A 16,204-nucleotide genomic window follows, 5' to 3' on the forward strand; every position below is an offset into this window, starting at 1 on the left:
TGGATGATTCGCGAGCAAACGGCATGATTAAGCGCTACTGGTAGTCTTGGCACCTATGATCTTGATCCCCACCACCACGAAGGAGAAGCTTCCCAAGGGTTACGCCTATCCGCTTGGCGCAGAGCAGATCTCCGCGCCGCTACAGGACGCACTTTGTCTCAGCCTCCTACGGCTGAGTTTTTCTTGGCGGGACACCTTTTGGTCGGGAGCCTACGCAGACAAACTGCGCCAGGGCGGAGCCATCCAGGTCCTCAGCGTGACGCGTCCGCTGTTGTCAGATGAACGACTGTCGATCAGGGTGCATGCCGTTCCCCAAGCCGAGGCAGCAGTTGCCCGAACACTTCTGTTGGACCAATCACTGCCTGAACTCGCGGCCTATCTGGCTAGCTGGACCGACGACCAGGAATGGGTTTCTTGGAGTGTTGAGTACGACCTTGGAACACATTCCTTGAAGCCCATTAATGCGTCCGGAAGTCAGTCGCGTCGACCGCATCGCGTACGCCCATCGTGAGCATAGACGCTGAAAGAGCCGTGCAACGACTCAGAACGCGTGGTCAAACCGCACCTCGCCACTGACGCCCACCTGATAGGCACTGACTTTGCGTTCAAAGAAATTGGCGAGCTCTTGCACATCCTGCGCCACCATGAACGGGAACGGGTTGCTCGCGCCATAGATGGGCATCAGGCCGAGTTGCTGCAAACGCTGATCGGCCACGTATTCGAGATACTGCCGCATCTCTTTCAGCGACAATCCAACAACGCCGCCGGCGAGTACATCCTCGGCGAACGCCAGCTCACAGTGCACCGCCTCCTCGATCATGGCCCGGACGGATTCATGCCACTCAGCATCGAACAGATCCGGCTGCTCATCGCGGATGGTGTCGATCACCTCGAACGCGAAGCCCATATGCATCGACTCATCGCGGAATACCCAGTTCGTGCCCGCCGCCAACCCGGGCAGCAGACCACGCGAACGCAGGAAATACACATAGGCGAATGCTGCAAAGAAGAACAAGCCTTCGACGCAGCAGGCAAACCCCGTGAGGTTCAACAGGAACTGCTGTTTTGCCGCACGGGTATCGAGCCGATCCAGACTGGCGATCGAATCAATCCAGCGCTGACAAAACGCTGCCTTCTGCGCAATCGACGGCACATGATGGACCGCCGCAAACGCTTCAGCCCGACGCTCGGGATCGGGCAAGTAGGCATCGAGCAGTGTCAGGTAGAACTGCACGTGGAGCGCCTCTTCGTACAACTGCCGAGACAGATACAGGCGCGCTTCTGGCGCATTGATGTGGCGATACAGATTCAGCACGAGGTTGTTGGCGACAATCGTGTCGCCAGTCGCGAAGAAGGCCACCAAGCGTTCGATCAGGTGTTGCTCGGCCGGGCCAAGTTTGTTCCGAAGGTCATTGAGATCGATCGCGAAATCAATTTCATCGACGGTCCAGGTATTCCGAATCGCGGCCTTGTAGCGCTCATAGAAGCTCGGGTAGCGCATGGGCCGCAGGCTCAGATTGAACCCAGGGTCGAGCAGATCAGCGGTCTTCATTGGCAGGCCTCGCACAATTCTGGGTTCTCCAACGAGCAGTAAACCGCCTCGACCGGCGCCACTTTCGTTTGGGCAATGCGGCTCGCGGGTCGCGAACGCAGGTAGTAAGTCGTCTTGAGCCCGGACTTCCAGGCATACATGTACATCGACGACAAGGTTCCAATATTGGGATTCGCCTGGAACAAGTTCAGCGACTGGCTCTGATCGATGTAGGCGGCCCTCGCTTCCGCAAGATCGATCAACGCCCGCTGCGGCAACTCCCAAGCCGTGCGATAGATCGTCTTTAACGGATCCGGAATGCCAGCAATACCCTGAATCGAACCGTCGGCGCGTTTGATCGCATCACGGATCGCCTCCGTCCACAATCCGAGCCGCTTCAGTTCGGCCACCAGGTAGCGGTTCACCTGCAGGAAATCGCCACTCAGCGTTTCGCGCTTGAACAAATTGGACACCATCGGCTCGATGCACTCATAGCAACCCGCGATCGATGCAATCGTGGCCGTCGGCGCGATCGCAATCAGCAAGGCGTTGCGCAGCCCATGTTCCTTGATCGCTGTACGCAGCGCTTGCCAACGCGGCGTATCGAGCTTGATCCCGGCAAACAACTCTGGATGTAGCTCACCGCGCGCCAATCGGGTTTCTGCGAATGCGGGATGCGCGCCGTGCGCCGCTGCCAATTCGACCGATTCCTGCAACGCGTGAAAATAGATCGCCTCGGCGATGTCGGTCGAGAGTTGCTTGGCCGCATCCGAATCGAATGGCAGCCGCAACTGAAAGAACACGTCCTGCAACCCCATGACACCGAGCCCGACCGGGCGCCAGCGCGCATTGGATCGGCGCGTCGATTCGATCGGATAGAAGTTGAGGTCGATGACCGCGTCGAGTTGGCGCACCGCAATCGCAACGGTTTCGGCGAGCTTGTCGAAGTCGAAACCATCGTCGCCGACGTGCTGGGCCAGATTGATGGAGCCCAGATTGCAGACCGCGGTTTCGTCGCTGCTATTGACCTCCAGTATCTCGGTACACAGATTCGACAGGTGGATGACGTTGCCGGGCAATGCCGTCTGATTGCCGGTCGCGTTCGCGCGATCCTTGAACGTCATCCAACCATTGCCCGTCTCGCCCAGGGTCCGCATCATTCGGGCATAGAGCACGCGCGCCGGAAGGCTTGATTTGGCGAGCCCGGCACGCTCGGCGCGTTCGTAGGCAGCATTGAACGCGTCGCCCCACAGATCAGGGAGCTCGGGCACGTCGCGGGGATCGAACAAGGACCAGGGCTGATCCTGCTCCACGCGACGCATGAACAAATCGGGCACCCAATGGGCGAGGTTGAGATGATGCGTTCGACGCGATTCGTCACCGGTGTTGTTCCGGAGTTCGAGAAATTCTTCAATATCGGCGTGCCAAGTCTCCAGATACACGCAGCATGCGCCCTTCCGCTTGCCGCCTTGATTGACGGCAGCCACCGATGCGTCCAAGGTCTTCAACCACGGCACAATGCCATTTGACTGACCATTCGTCCCGCGAATCAGCGAGCCGCGCGAGCGCACGCGGCTGTAAGCTATTCCGATGCCACCGGAGAACTTGGACAACTGTGCCACATCGGCATATTTGGTGTAGATCGCCGCCAGATCATCCGCCGGCGAGTCGAGTAGAAAGCACGAGGACAGTTGCTCGTGACGGGTGCCGGCATTGAACAGCGTCGGCGAACTCGGCAGATAGTCGAGACGGCTCATGCGCTCGTACAGCGCAAGCGTCTCCGCAGGCTGTGTGGTGAGCGCCGCCGCGATCCGCAAGAAGAAGTGCTGCGGACTTTCGATGACCTGGCGTGTGCGCGGATGCTTGAGCAAGTAGCGATCATGCACGGTCTTCAAACCAAAGTACTCAAAGCGCCGAGTCTGCCTCGGATCAACCGCATCGTTGAACTTGCGCGAGTGCTGCTGCACGTAGCGCAGCAAGCGCTCGCCGATCAGCCCCAGATCAAAGCCCAACTGGATCGATTGCGAAAATGAATGCACGCCTTGGCCACTGACTTCTTTGTCGATCACACCCGCCAGCAGGCGCGCAGCCAACTGCGCATACTCAGGCTCTTCGACCGTCAGCGCAGCAGCGGTGCGGATCGCGAGTTCATCGAGTTCACGCGTGCTGGCCCCATCAAAAATCCCGGCAATAGTCTTCAGGGCGACGCGCATCGGATCAATGTCATGCAGACCATCGGCGCAGCGACCGATCGCCCGCACGATCTTGCTGACATCGACCGGCTCCTGCCGGCCATCGCGCTTGGTCACTCGCATGGTGTTGGGCGCATACGGTGCGTTGAGCTCGAGCGGCGGATGCACGTTGCCGGCCGCAGCCGCGCGTTCTGCAGTGAGAGAATGTTCCAGCGTTGACGACATAAGCATGCTCCATGGTTTCGGAGCGGGAATCAGCGACGAATGTCCACAGTCACACCTAAACTGCCCAGACGGTGGCAGTTGGCATGAGCGAGGACTCCGGCGCGCTGCCCCCGCGGGCAAGCCGATCGTTCTGGAAGAATCTGCAGACAGACGCGCAAAAGACGCCGACCTGCCGAGTTCCCCGCGGAACGTCGAGCCGAGACCGGCCATTGACCGGGCTGAGGCAGGTCTTCGGACTCACGGGCACAGCGGGCGCTTGCAAGCGCCAACGCCACCTACTCCAGTTCGCTTCCCAGATGACCCTGAGCAAAGCCTTGCGCCTTGCTCAGGAACCCAGTGCCAATGAACTGTTTCGTTCCCGATTACCGCTGCGGGGCAGTTCCGGATTCACACCGGATTCCCTTTTCAGCTCCAACCTGGCCGGTTGGAGCACCATCAGCCCAAACAAGATATTGTGTTTTGACAGAGCACGTCAACAGAATGTTGTGGTTTTTGCGTTGCGAGTCGCACTATTGCGACACTTGGGTCAGGGTCGTGTCGGCCTGGGTTTTGGCCTCTGGCGTCGTTCGGGTATGTGCGCGGATCACGTTTGCGATGACGTCTGGCTTGGCGTCCACATTCGACTCGGCGAGCGTAAAGAGCCCCGTAATAATGGGCATACCGTGCACCGGCGTCTCCAGATGCAGCCAGCCGTGTTCATGCAGGCGTTCGTTCCAGATTGCGCGCACCTGTGCCCAGAACGCCTGCGTCTTCGTCCAGTACGCCGTGATCGGTGCGAAGTCGACCTTGTCGGTGCGTCGGTAGTCGTTGAAACCAAACTCGCGCGTTAGCACTTGGCTGCCATCGGCCTTGCGCACCACCTTGCTGTTGTCCTGCTCGTGTGTCCAGCCATTCGGCGTGATCGTGTGGCGATTCTCAGCGTTGATCGCGTTGTAGTCATCGCGCTGGGTGTATTCGCGGCGTGGCAACGGTCGCCAGGAACGGTCTGAGGTCCATGTAGGCTGGCCGTACGCGTGACGCCAACGCCCCGTGCCGCAATACCGTGGCGCATCGCTGACCTCAAAGACACACTGCGTCCAAGTGCCCCGGTGCTCGGTTTCGTCAAGGCGCTTGATCTCCCAGGTTTGGTCAGCGGTGAACTCGAATCGCTCGCGCGCTTCGAACGTCCAGTCTTGGCGCCAGTGTTTGGTGACATGGCCCTTCTTGTCGACTAGCAAGTGCTGTAACACGATGCGCGTGCCCTGGTCTTCCAGCACCAACACCTGCTCGTAGGCGCCAGAGTCTTTGGCGGGTTTGGTCTGATAGCCAGGAGCCAACGCAACGGTTTCTTGAAAGTGGAAGCGCACTTCGAAATCGCCAGCCATCGCGAGAATGGCTTGGCGGTCGGCGTCGGAGGCGGTACTGGCGTAGCAGAGGGGGCTGACTGTCGCAGCCATGAGCAAGCTGATTCGGAGCAATACGGACATGAGTTGTCGATCCACAGTTAAGTTCAGGTTTGGAAGGCGTGTTGAGCGAACATCACGCCAACGTTCAAGCCGCCAGGCGACCACCGCTCGCGATGCGTGCCAAGCGTTCCGCTTGTTGGGCCCCGGTCGCTGAGAGTTGCACGGGCGCCGCAGCTAGCGTGGGGCCAGATACCGTGGCGCAGGCATGCAAGCGCAGCGGACAACAGCGCCAAAACGTGTTGCCAGGACAGTAGGTGGCATTGACATCGGACTCGCTCGCGCATTGCAGCTCTGCAAGAATCCGATCCCAGGCCCAGTAATTGCTGTCGGGCAGCAGGCACAGACGCCAGCAGGGATTCTCGTCGGCATCCAGAAAGCTCAGCGACTCACAAATCCCATCGCTATCGATTCGCACCTGCACCCGGATCAACGTTGCCTGACGAAGCCCAAGCAAGGCATGCGGGTCAGCATCACGATGCAAGCACAGTACTGGTCCAAGGTCCGTCAGAGCTTGCACCAACCAACGTTCACAAGCGTTACGCAAGTCCATGGCAGCGTCCTCAAAAGGTGTAGTTCAGACTGATGCGGTAGCCGCGACCGGGCCGGGTGAACCGATCGAGCACCGTGCTCGATGCCGCCAACGCGGGCAAGTCGGCCCAATCCCAGTATTGGCGATCAGTGATATTCGTGGCAGCCACGTCGATCGAGAATGCGCTGCCTATAGGAATCGACGCATAAGCATCCAACGTCGCATAGCCCGGCGTCGCAAAAGCTGCCGATCCTTGGGAATCGATTGCGGCGAGCCGCTTTTTGCGCGCCGCCAAATTGCTGACCAACTCGAACTGCATCCCGCCTTGGTCGTAATGCAGCCCGATCACGCCACGCAGCGGATCGACGCTGTTCAACGGCACGTCATCGGTCAAGTCATCGCCGTGCGCAAACGCGGCGGATGCGAGTACGGCCCAACCATCGGCGCCCAGCGCATCGAGATACCAGCGGCCCTGGATCTCGGCGCCACGAATCCGAACCTCGTCGATGTTCTGCGACTGGAACACCAGGAGGCCCGTGTTCGAATCGACGCCCAATGAGCGCAGGCTTTCGATAAAGTCGTCGTACTGATTATCGAAGACCGAGAACGTGATGCTGGCATCGTCGCCAATCCACTTCAGCCCGACTTCGATGCCAAGGCTGGATTCGGGTTTCAAGTCCGGATTCGGAATGGCCGTGTAGCCAGACTGCACGTTGGTAAATCCAAAGTTCACGTCGTTGTACGGCGGCGCGCGGAATCCGGCAGCCACTTGCACGTAACTCGACCATTCATCGCTGAACTGCCACAACGCGCCAAGCCTCGGCGACCATTGCGCGTGGTTCAGCGCCACCGGCGTGATGCCCGGGTTGTCGGCCGCAAAGATGGCATCCGGCTTTGGCGTCAAGCTGAAATGATCGAAGCGGACGCCCGGCGTTAGTTGCAAGCGGCCCTCGGCGAACGCGATCTGATCTTGGACGAACACCGCCCACTCGCGTGTGTCCGATTTCGGAAAGTCGCGTACCGGGAACACATCGGGAAAGATGGTGCTGCTGATCGCACCGGTCGTCAGGTTGATACTCCGACCATCGCGCAGTCCGGCAATTCGACCCTCCTGAAGACTGGCGCCAAGCGTGACCTGATGATCGGCGCCCGCTGTTTCAATGGTTCGCTTGCCCAGCCAGTCGAGTCCCAACGTACGCTGGTCGAATTGGAACAAGCGCTCGCGACGCGTCGGCGACACGACATTGCCGGCAATCACGGTGCCACGCGTCTCGAATGTTTCCTGTTCCGTCCGACTATCTTGATAGTAGGCACGCAGCAACGATTCTTCGAGCAGCGCGCCCGGCAATGCCGTCCATTCCATGCTGACGCGCTCGCGCCATTGCCGATCTTCGGCGTCCATATCCTGGGTCAGCACAGTCTGGCCAAACACGGTTTGCGGTCCTTGCTGGGACAGCACTTCGGTATCGGTTTGCAGGTCAACGCGGTCGACGATCAGGCTCAATCGGTGTTGCGCGTTCGCCTGATAGATGAGCTTGGCGAGCACGCCTTGGCGTTCTTGGTCTTGAGAATTGGGTGCCGTGCGAGTGCGATCGGCCGTGTCCACCTCGCCTTGATTCTCGCGCTCGCCGCCTTCTTGTCGGTTGATCTGCGCGAGCATGGACCAATCGCCTGACTGCCCCGCCCACCACGCGTTTCCGCCATAGCTGTCGTCGTCGCTGCTCGCGTAGGTGCGCGCCGCGGCTCGCGTCGCCTGATCGCTCAGCAGGTCTTCGGGGTCCAGCGTGGTGTACGTCACGACACCACCAATCGCATCGGAGCCATAAAGCGCACTCGCACTGCCACGATAGAGCTCGATTCGTTTCAACAAGCTCGGATCAATGAAGTCGCGGCCAGCGCTGGAGAAGCTGCCAATCGCAAAGCTGTCGGACAACTCAACGCCATCGACTTGCTGACGGACGCGATTGCCACCCAGGCCACGAATCCGTACGTCACCAATGCCAAAGCGGCCGCTGCCCTGGCTGACCGACACACCGGGAACATAGCGCAGTGCGTCTTTGAGATCGCGGGCTTGGCGTCGCGATAGATCCACCGCGTCGATCGCAACCGCGCTGTCGGCACGCTCTGAGCTACTCGCCGCGCTCAAGGAGCCAACCACGGTCACCGGGTCCAAGACCCGCGCATTCGGCGCAGCCGTCGGTTTGTCGCTGCGATCGGTTGGTTGCGACGTTGATGCGGTCGCTTCGGACGTCGCTGCAGGCGCGCCGTCCTGCGCCAGAGCGCTTGCAACCGGCCAGAATGCGAGGCTGATCGCTAGGACCAAAGGGGATGTCTTGTATCGCTGCATGAATCACTCCGGGCTCAAGTAAGTCTTGGGCCGGCGGAGCTGGCTTCGGGCAATCCCGTGCTGGCAGCCGGTACAACAGGCCCGGTTGTGCCGGGCGTTTGGGGCCGGACGCGGCAATGCATCCAACCGTTTCAAGCAAGTGCCGGGCAGTCGATACGCTGAGCTGCCCGGCGGGGGCTATTTCGTCAGAATCAGCCGATCGTTGCGCGTATGCTGCAATCGATACAGTTGACCTTGATGGCGGATCAACACTTCACGTTGGCCGTTCAGCAAGCGCGCGCTGTCGAGCACCGGCGCGGCCAGATCTGGCGACGCATTCGGCACGGAGACGGTATCGGCTTGGTTTGGCTCAGGCGCTTCATTCATGCGGCTAAATGATAATAGTTCGTATTTGCATGTCAAGCCCACAAGGCCCGGGACCGCAGGCCCGCGCCAGACCGTCATTCCCGCAGGGGCAGACCCCTGTGTCTGCCCTGGCCTCTCGCGCAAATCGTTTACAAGGCCACTCCCATCAAACACACGATAACCCGTTGATTGATGTACTCAGTCCATTTACGACTGATGCCCATCCTGATCGCAAGTAACCCCCTCCCCGACCCTCCCCCGCGATTGCGGGGGAGGGTGCGCTCCCGCTCCCACGCGAGTGGGAGCGGGCTGGGGAGAGGGCTACTTGCCACACTGTGCCGTCGTGAAAATCGCCCACCGTCGCCGACAGTTTGATGCGCGAATAAGCGCACCAAAGGTACGGCTGGACTCCCAAGACACGAACCATCCCGGAAAACTGCGATGACTCTACCCTGCCCCGACGGATGCCGACGCAACAATCAGTTCTTTACCAATTCACGCACCGCAGAAGATTCGAATGAACGGAAAACGTCGCTAGACTGGCAACCCATCCGAATCACCAATTGCTTGACGTGCAGACTGGCGCAACAACTGGTGAAGACAACTCTTTCGATGCGAGGGGCACGCATGCGTGGAAGGTTTACATGGCTACTCATTTTTGGCGCTGGTGCGTACGGGCTATACGCCTATCAATCCAAGGCAAACTTGGTCGCGTCGTATCGACAAGAGTCGGCGGCAGAAGCGGTTGAAACACCTGCCAAACCAAAACCAGAAGTGGCCAGCAGACCAGCGCCGGCGCCGTATCAGTGCGACGGACGGCAGTACTGCAGTCAAATGCACTCGTGCGCCGAGGCAAGATGGGTCCTGAGAAACTGCCGGAACACCAAAATGGACGGGGACGATGATCAAATCCCTTGCGAGGATCAATGGTGTGGGTGAACCCTGCTACTAGTGTGCGATTGGACGGTTCGACTCTGGACAAATCCAACCTGCGCCTTCACACCCGCCCAGACTTGAGGCGTCTTGTCTGCCCCGGCGACAGCACAATCGAGACTCAGCGCAACAGAAAAGAGCATGAGCATGCTTCACCCCGCGCGAGCCATCAATGTCCCGCGTCGCCGCTGGTTTTATTCAGCGGGACGTGACACGAGCTGGCGGGTTCAGTCATCACCGTGACCGCGGCGGCCATTGCACACCGCGGTCAAGCGCCCAATCATTCAAAGCTGTCAACAAAGATGCCAGTTGCCACACAGTTCAAGCTGACACTACTGACATTGGCGCCATTCAATGTGCCGGTTGCCTGGTCGAGCAGACACACCTGCTGGAACGGCGCGGCTGGCTGCGATGACACCGTCACCGTAAAGGCACTGCCATCGGTCAGCGGTGCCACAAAGTTGAAGGCACCGTTGGCGCTCAACACCAGATCGTCGCCACCGTTGTTCTGAAGCGTGACACTCGCTCCCGCAGCTAAGCCACTTAGCGTCCCACCGATGGTGTACGTGTTGGTCGTGCACTGGATGCTGACCGTCGTGACTTTCGCCCCAGAAAGCGTCCCGGTACCGTTGCTGACCGTACACGTTTGATTCGGACTGGTCGGCTGCGCCAGCACCGTCACTGAATACGCACTGCCATCGGCCAAAGCCACACTGAACACGAAGCTGCCGTTGGCCGACACGATCAGGTCGTCGCTATTGTTGTTCTGCAAGACGACATTGTTACCGGACGCAAGTCCACTGACCGTGCCGCCAATCGTGTAGACATTCGTGGTGCAGAGCACACTGACGTTCGTAACATCGACACCCGTCAGCACGCCGCTGCCATTGTCGACCACGCATAGTTGATTGGGCGTGGTCGGTTGCGACAGCACGGTGACCGAATACGCACTGCCATCCGGGAGCGCACTTGCAAACGTAAACGGGCCATTGGCGCTGACGGTCAAGTTATTGCCACCGTTGTTCTGCAGCACCACCGAATTACCAGCGGCCAGGCCTGAGACCGTGCCGCCAATGGTGTATGCGTTCGTTGTACAGACCACCGAGACGTTCGATATGTTCGCGCCGTTCAACGAGCCCACACCATTGCTGACGACGCAGGTTTGATTCGGCGTTGTCGGCTGGGTGAGCACAGTCACGTTGAAGCCACTCCCGTCAGCCAGTGCGGTCGCGAACGCGAATGCCCCGTCTACCGAAACGGTCGTGTTGCCGCCACCGTTGTTCTGCAACACCACGCTATTGCCCGCAGCGAGTCCACTGACCGTCCCGCCCACCGTATAGGTGTTTGTCGTGCACACCACGGTCACATTGGTCACGTTCGCACCCGCGAGCGCGCCCGAGCCATTGCTCGCCACACAGGTTTGGTTTGGTGTCGTGGGTTCAGTCAACACCGTTACTGCAAACGTGCTGCCGTCCGATAGCGCCGTCGAGAACGTGAACGGGCCATCGGCGCTGACTGTTGCATCATTGCCGCCGTTATTCTGCAGCACCACCGAGTTCCCGCTCGCAAGACCCGACACCGTACCGCCGATGGTGTACGTGTTCGTCGTACAGACCACGCCGACAGTCGTGACATTCGCACCGTTCAACGAGCCCGAGCCATTGCTGACCACACACGTTTGATTCGGCGTGGTCGGTTGCGTCAGCACAGTGACGTTGTAGCTGCCGCCATCGGCCAATGCAGTCGCAAACGTGAAGCTGCCATTGGCCGATGCGATCAGGTCGTCACCACCGTTGTTACGAAGCACCACGCTGTTGCCGGTGGCCAAACCACTGACCGTGCCGCCAATCGTGTAGACGTTCGTCGTGCACGTGACTTGTACCGTCGTGACGTTCGCGCCAGTGACCGTACCGGACCCATTGGTCACCACGCACGTTTGACTCGGCGTGGTCGGTTGAGTCAGCACGGTCACCGCGTACGTGCCGCCATCCGCTATCGCCGTTGTGAAGCTGAAGCCGCCGTTGCCCACCACATTCGTATTGTTACCGCCATTGTTTTGCAGCACCACCCCATTGCCCGGCGCGAGCCCCGACACGGTACCGCCAATGGTGTACGTGTTCGTCGTGCACGTCACCGAGACGTTCGTGACATTGGCGCCTGTCAAGGTGCCGCTGCCATTGCTCACCACGCACGTCTGGTTGGGCGTCGTCGGTTGCGTCTGCACGGTAACGGCATAGGCACTACCGTCAGCCAGGCTGCTGCTGAACATAAACGCGCCATTGGCGCCAACTGTCAAGTCGTTACCTGCATTGTTCTGCAGGACCACACTGTTGCCAGCAGCCAATCCGCTCACGGCGCCACCAACCGTGTAGGTGTTGGTTGTGCACACCACGCTGACGTTGCTGATGGCAGCACCTGAAATCGTGCCCGAACCATTACTGACGACGCAGGTCTGATTCGGCGTGGTCGGTTGAGTCAGCACGCTGACGCTGTAGCTGCCACCGTTGCTCACGGTATTGGCAAACGTGAAGCTACCGTCGCTCGACACAATCAGATTGTCGCCGCCATTGTTTTGCAGTGTGACCGAGTTGCCAACAGCGAGCCCGCTCACCGTGCCGCCGATCGTGAACGCATTGCTCGCGCAGCTCACGGACACGCTCGTCACGGGGCCGCCGCTGACCGATCCCGTGCCATTGCTCACCACGCAGATCTGACTCGGCGAACTGGGCTGCGTCAAAATCGTAACAAGATACGAGCCGCCGTCGGTGATCGCGGTCGGGAATGCGAACGCACCATTGCTGGTGAGGCTCAGATCATCGCCACCGTTGTTCTGCAGCACCAGCGTATTGCCAACCGAGAGTCCCGACAGCGTGCCACCGACCGTGTAGGTGTTCGTGGTGCACGTCACATTGACACCCGCGACGTTGGCACCATTGATGGTGCCACTGCCATTGTTCACGACGCAGGTTTGGTTTGGCGTCGTGGGTTGCGTCAGCACGGTCACCGCGTAGGTGCCGCCGTCGCTGATCGCTGTTGCAAAGGTGAACGCGCCATCTGCGTTGACCGTGAGATTGTCGCCGGCGTTGTTTTGCAGTACGACCGAGTTACCCACCGCAAGGCCGCTGACCGAGCCACCAACCGAATACGCGACGGTGGTGCACACCACGCTGACCGATGTGATGTTCACCGCAGTCGAGCTGCCCGAGCCATTGCTCACCACGCAGGTTTGATTCGGCGTCGTGGGCTGTGTCAATACCGTGACCGCATACGTCGTGCCATCAATCACCGGCGTCGCGAAGGTGAACGCGCCGTTGGCGCTGACCGCTAGGTTGTCACCGCCGTTGTTTTGCAGCACGACACTGTTGCCAGCAGCGAGTCCGCTCACCGTGCCCCCAACCGTGTACGTGCCGCCGGTACAGGTGACCGTCACGTTGGTGATGTTGCTGCCCGTCGTCGTGCCACTGGCACTGGTGACGGCGCAACTCTGCACCGGTGCCGACGGTTGCGTCTGCACCGTCACCGCGTAGGCGCTCGGATCCTGCAAGGGCTCGGCAAATACGAACACACCGTTCGCCGAAACTGTCAGGCTGTCGACGCCATTGTTCCGCAGCGTCACGCTATTGCCCGGAAGCAGCCCGCTGACCGTGCCGCCAATTGTCACCAGATTGCAGTTGTTGCAAACGGGCGTACGCCAAGCGCCACGGCCATGTGTGAACGCATACAGAAATGTTCCCGCCTGATTGAACTTCAGCGATTCGACGGGCGTCTTCGCAAAACCCGTGTTCTCGACATACCAGGACGCGCCACCATCGATGGATGTGAATACGCCGAGGTCCGTTCCGACGAAGATCTGTTGCGGGAAGTTCGGGTTGACGGCAATCGACAGAATCGGAATCTGCGGCAACGCCGTTGGGCCACTGCCCACACTCGCCGACCACGTCACACCACCATCGACGGACTTGAAGAAGTTATTGATGCCGAACGCAGAGATCGCCGCGTAGGCGATGCTCGTGTTGCTAGGGTCCCAGGCGAACCAAGAGATATAGCCACTCGCGATGGTGCCGCCGCCGGGCCAGATACCCGAATTCGGCGCGGACAACGCGGCGGTGTTGTAGTGATAGCACCCATCGGACATCCCCACCAGCACGCGATTGCCATCCGTCGGATGCACCGCAATGGCTGATATGGAGCCGGTTCCACAAGTCCCGTTGCTGCCGGTTGCGCGCGCCCAACTCGTCGCCTGATTCGTAGTCCGCCAGATATCCCAACCGCCAATCCAAAGTTGGTCGGGGTTGGCTTGCGCCATCGTGAACGGTGCGATGAACAGGAATCCCGTACCGGTAATGCCGGTATTCGCATTACTGAACGAGGCCCCACCGTTCGTCGAACGCTTCAGGGAGTTGCTCGTGTTCTCCAGAAACAACACGTCATCAGCCGTGCCAGCGCCGTTAATGTCGACCGCGGTATAGCCACCATCGCCGCCCGCCAGGACCGACCAATTCGTGTTGCCTAGCGTTGCGCGCAGGGTGCCGTTGTCTTGCAGGCCGCCGAAATAGGTCAGGCCATCTGGGTACACGCTGCCATCGTAGAATTGTGTGGTCACCAGACCGTTGCTGCGGTCCGTCCAAGTCACCGGACTCGCGACCGGCGTGCCACAGACGGCAGCGAGTGCCGTGCCCACACCACCACGCGCGTTGGTCGTGCGCTGAACACCACCATCATTGCCGACGAACATCGTGGCGTTCGACGTGCCGTTATAGAGCGGGTGAAACACGATGGCATGCTGATCGGCATGCGCATAGTTGACATCGGTCTTGTTGAACCACCAATAGCTGGCAACGCCAAAGGTCGCACCGCCGTCATCCGAGCGCCACAAGTCGATACCGCCCGTCCAAACCCGGTTGGAATCAAGCGGATCCACCGCAATGACGTTGTCGTACCAGCCTTGGTTGTTGAACGAAGACGTGCCAAGTCCGCAGTCGGCCAGCACGGCAATGACTGGGTTCGTGAGCAAGGACACTTGGATTTTTTGCGCCGCCGTTGTGGCGGTGATCAGACCATTCAGACGGGTCGTGAACGAATCGCCGTTATCGGTGGATCGGTAAATACCATGCAGACCATACTGCCCGGCACCGCCACCAGCAGTGCCCTGTGACGCCATCACGTAGATGACGGATTCGTTCGATGGTGCAACCGCAATCGAACTGCGACTCTGTCCAGTGAGGCTCAATGCCGACACAAACGTCGAGGCGTCGGCATCGTCACCGCGATACACGGTGCCCTGACTGTTGAAGCGACCACAGGACACGAACACCCGACCACTCGCACCACCGACTTGCATCGCCATGTCGGTGCAGCCACCGACGGCAGTGGTGTTCAAGACCAGAGAGAACGACGTGCCGCCGTCGATAGACCGATACAAACCCGTGGTGGTCGCGGCATAAAGGCGTTGCGTGTTGCGCGGACTGACCAGGATCTTGTTGACGAAATGGAAGTTCGAGTTGTTGGTGCTCGCCAATTGCGACCATGTCTGGCCCGCATCGGTGGTTCTGAAAATACCGGCGCCGCGAACCGCATCGATATTGCCGAAACCCTCACCGGTGCCCGCGTAAATCGTGTTCGTATTGCTCGGGTTGAATGCCAAGGTAGTGATGACGATATTGGCCATCTGGTCGGTCAATGCCGCCCAATTGGCGCCACCATCAGTCGACTTCCAGACGCCGCCCGCCACGCCACCGGCATACATGGTGTTCGGGGTACCCGGATCGATCAGAATCGATCGGGTTCGCCCGCCCTGATTGTTCGGGCCGAGATTGCTCCACACGCCCAGCGCATTGCCCGGGGTGGCCGCAAACAAGTCAGACGGGCCAGTGCCCAGGGCGGGTTGTTCGGCGCCCGTCGCGCTGGTTCGACGCGGCATGCTGCGGATATGCCGCATTGCATCGGTATACATGTCTGGCCCGATGGAACGAACCTCAGTCGTGCGTTCGTCGCCGCGGGTGATGACGGGCCCGGTACGGCTGTTCACATAGAACGCCTCGGCCAAGTCCGGAAAGCCTTGCGGCTCTGGGTGCTGCAGCTTGGCGATCTTGCGCTGCAAGCGCTCCCGACGATCAGCAGGAAGCGCGGCCAATCCAGCTGCCGGCGCTTCGGCCTGAGTCTGCGCGGACGTCGCGACCTTTATTGGCGCAGGATCTGCGCTCGCGGCGCTGCCCGCCAGAGCGATCAGCCCGATCGATACCCACGCACACACGCGAACCATAGACCACTCCCTGCCAATGACGCCCAAATTGGACAATCGCTATGCTGCCATAGTTTGCGGGGCTGGGTGAGACTGATGCTGCGTGAACATGGTACTCAGTGAACGTGACGCATCGTGAACTCGCTGCACGAATGATTGCGCGCCGCCAGATTGCCTGGACCCAGGACCAAGTCCGAGGTGACGAGAGGTGAATTGGAAATCCTTGGGGAACCGCTCCTTTCTAACATCTGAAGCAACAGTTTTGCCGCGACGGACACTCTCGCGATTCGTCGCCCCGGACTTGATCCGGGGCGGGGTTCAAGCTCGCGGCGAGCTGACCCATCGCGTGCGCTCAACATCGCCTCTGTGCGACTGCAAGAACTTCAAACCCACCCCGGATCAAGTCCGGGGTGACG

8 protein-coding genes and 1 riboswitch are annotated in these 16,204 nt (G+C 59.9%); of the genes, 1 reads left to right on the plus strand and 7 read right to left on the minus strand.

Annotation, left to right across the window (positions count from 1 at the left end; translation table 11 throughout):
- Nucleotides 1-541 precede the first annotated feature (541 nt).
- The 6 genes from C7S18_RS14570 to hemP form a co-directional block, all read right to left on the minus strand.
- Nucleotides 542-1,552 carry a ribonucleotide-diphosphate reductase subunit beta gene (locus tag C7S18_RS14570; protein ID WP_206207907.1) on the minus strand — a complete coding sequence of 337 codons (1,011 nt, stop codon included), beginning with the start codon at nt 1,550-1,552 and terminating at the stop codon, nt 542-544.
- On the minus strand, nt 1,549-3,846 hold the full coding sequence (locus C7S18_RS14575) for a ribonucleoside-diphosphate reductase subunit alpha (RefSeq protein WP_106894044.1): 2,298 nt from the start codon (nt 3,844-3,846) through the stop codon (nt 1,549-1,551). The genes C7S18_RS14570 and C7S18_RS14575 overlap by 4 nt, the downstream gene beginning before the upstream one ends.
- Nucleotides 3,847-4,153: 307 nt before the next feature.
- Nucleotides 4,154-4,401, minus strand: a riboswitch (cobalamin riboswitch).
- 56 nt (nt 4,402-4,457) lie between these two features.
- Nucleotides 4,458-5,414, minus strand: coding sequence for a DUF6607 family protein (locus C7S18_RS14580; protein WP_106892258.1), 957 nt, complete (start codon nt 5,412-5,414; stop codon nt 4,458-4,460).
- A gap of 64 nt (nt 5,415-5,478) precedes the next feature.
- Nucleotides 5,479-5,943, minus strand: coding sequence for a hypothetical protein (locus C7S18_RS14585; protein WP_106892259.1), 465 nt, complete (start codon nt 5,941-5,943; stop codon nt 5,479-5,481).
- 10 nt (nt 5,944-5,953) lie between these two features.
- A complete protein-coding gene (locus C7S18_RS14590; protein WP_106892260.1) occupies nt 5,954-8,269 on the minus strand; it encodes a TonB-dependent hemoglobin/transferrin/lactoferrin family receptor in 2,316 nt (771 codons plus the stop codon).
- 177 nt (nt 8,270-8,446) lie between these two features.
- Nucleotides 8,447-8,635 (minus strand): hemin uptake protein HemP, encoded by a 189-nt coding sequence (gene hemP / locus C7S18_RS25200; protein WP_106892261.1) that lies wholly within the window; start codon nt 8,633-8,635, stop codon nt 8,447-8,449.
- Between the two features lie 813 nt (nt 8,636-9,448).
- Between hemP and C7S18_RS25020 the strand changes: the two genes are divergently transcribed.
- The gene (locus C7S18_RS25020) at nt 9,449-9,553 is read left to right on the plus strand and encodes an excalibur calcium-binding domain-containing protein (RefSeq protein ID WP_240624046.1); all 105 of its coding nucleotides are present in this window, start codon (nt 9,449-9,451) and stop codon (nt 9,551-9,553) included.
- A gap of 274 nt (nt 9,554-9,827) precedes the next feature.
- Here the strand turns inward: C7S18_RS25020 and C7S18_RS14605 are convergent, their stop codons facing one another.
- Nucleotides 9,828-15,809: a hypothetical protein gene (locus tag C7S18_RS14605; RefSeq protein ID WP_106892263.1), complete on the minus strand. Its 5,982-nt coding sequence runs from the start codon at nt 15,807-15,809 to the stop codon at nt 9,828-9,830.
- Nucleotides 15,810-16,204 lie beyond the last annotated feature (395 nt).

The organism is Ahniella affigens (genome assembly GCF_003015185.1).
GTDB lineage: Bacteria > Pseudomonadota > Gammaproteobacteria > Xanthomonadales > Ahniellaceae > Ahniella > Ahniella affigens.

Coding starts and splice junctions, on each gene's coding strand:
- C7S18_RS14580 (WP_106892258.1), bottom strand. CDS start 5,414: ATGTCCGTATTGCTCCGAATCAGCTTGCTCATGGCTGCGACAGTCAGC.
- hemP (WP_106892261.1), bottom strand. CDS start 8,635: ATGAATGAAGCGCCTGAGCCAAACCAAGCCGATACCGTCTCCGTGCCG.
- C7S18_RS14575 (WP_106894044.1), bottom strand. CDS start 3,846: ATGCGAGTGACCAAGCGCGATGGCCGGCAGGAGCCGGTCGATGTCAGC.
- C7S18_RS14605 (WP_106892263.1), bottom strand. CDS start 15,809: ATGGTTCGCGTGTGTGCGTGGGTATCGATCGGGCTGATCGCTCTGGCG.
- C7S18_RS14590 (WP_106892260.1), bottom strand. CDS start 8,269: ATGCAGCGATACAAGACATCCCCTTTGGTCCTAGCGATCAGCCTCGCA.
- C7S18_RS14570 (WP_206207907.1), bottom strand. CDS start 1,552: ATGAAGACCGCTGATCTGCTCGACCCTGGGTTCAATCTGAGCCTGCGG.
- C7S18_RS14585 (WP_106892259.1), bottom strand. CDS start 5,943: ATGGACTTGCGTAACGCTTGTGAACGTTGGTTGGTGCAAGCTCTGACG.
- C7S18_RS25020 (WP_240624046.1), top strand. CDS start 9,449: ATGCACTCGTGCGCCGAGGCAAGATGGGTCCTGAGAAACTGCCGGAAC.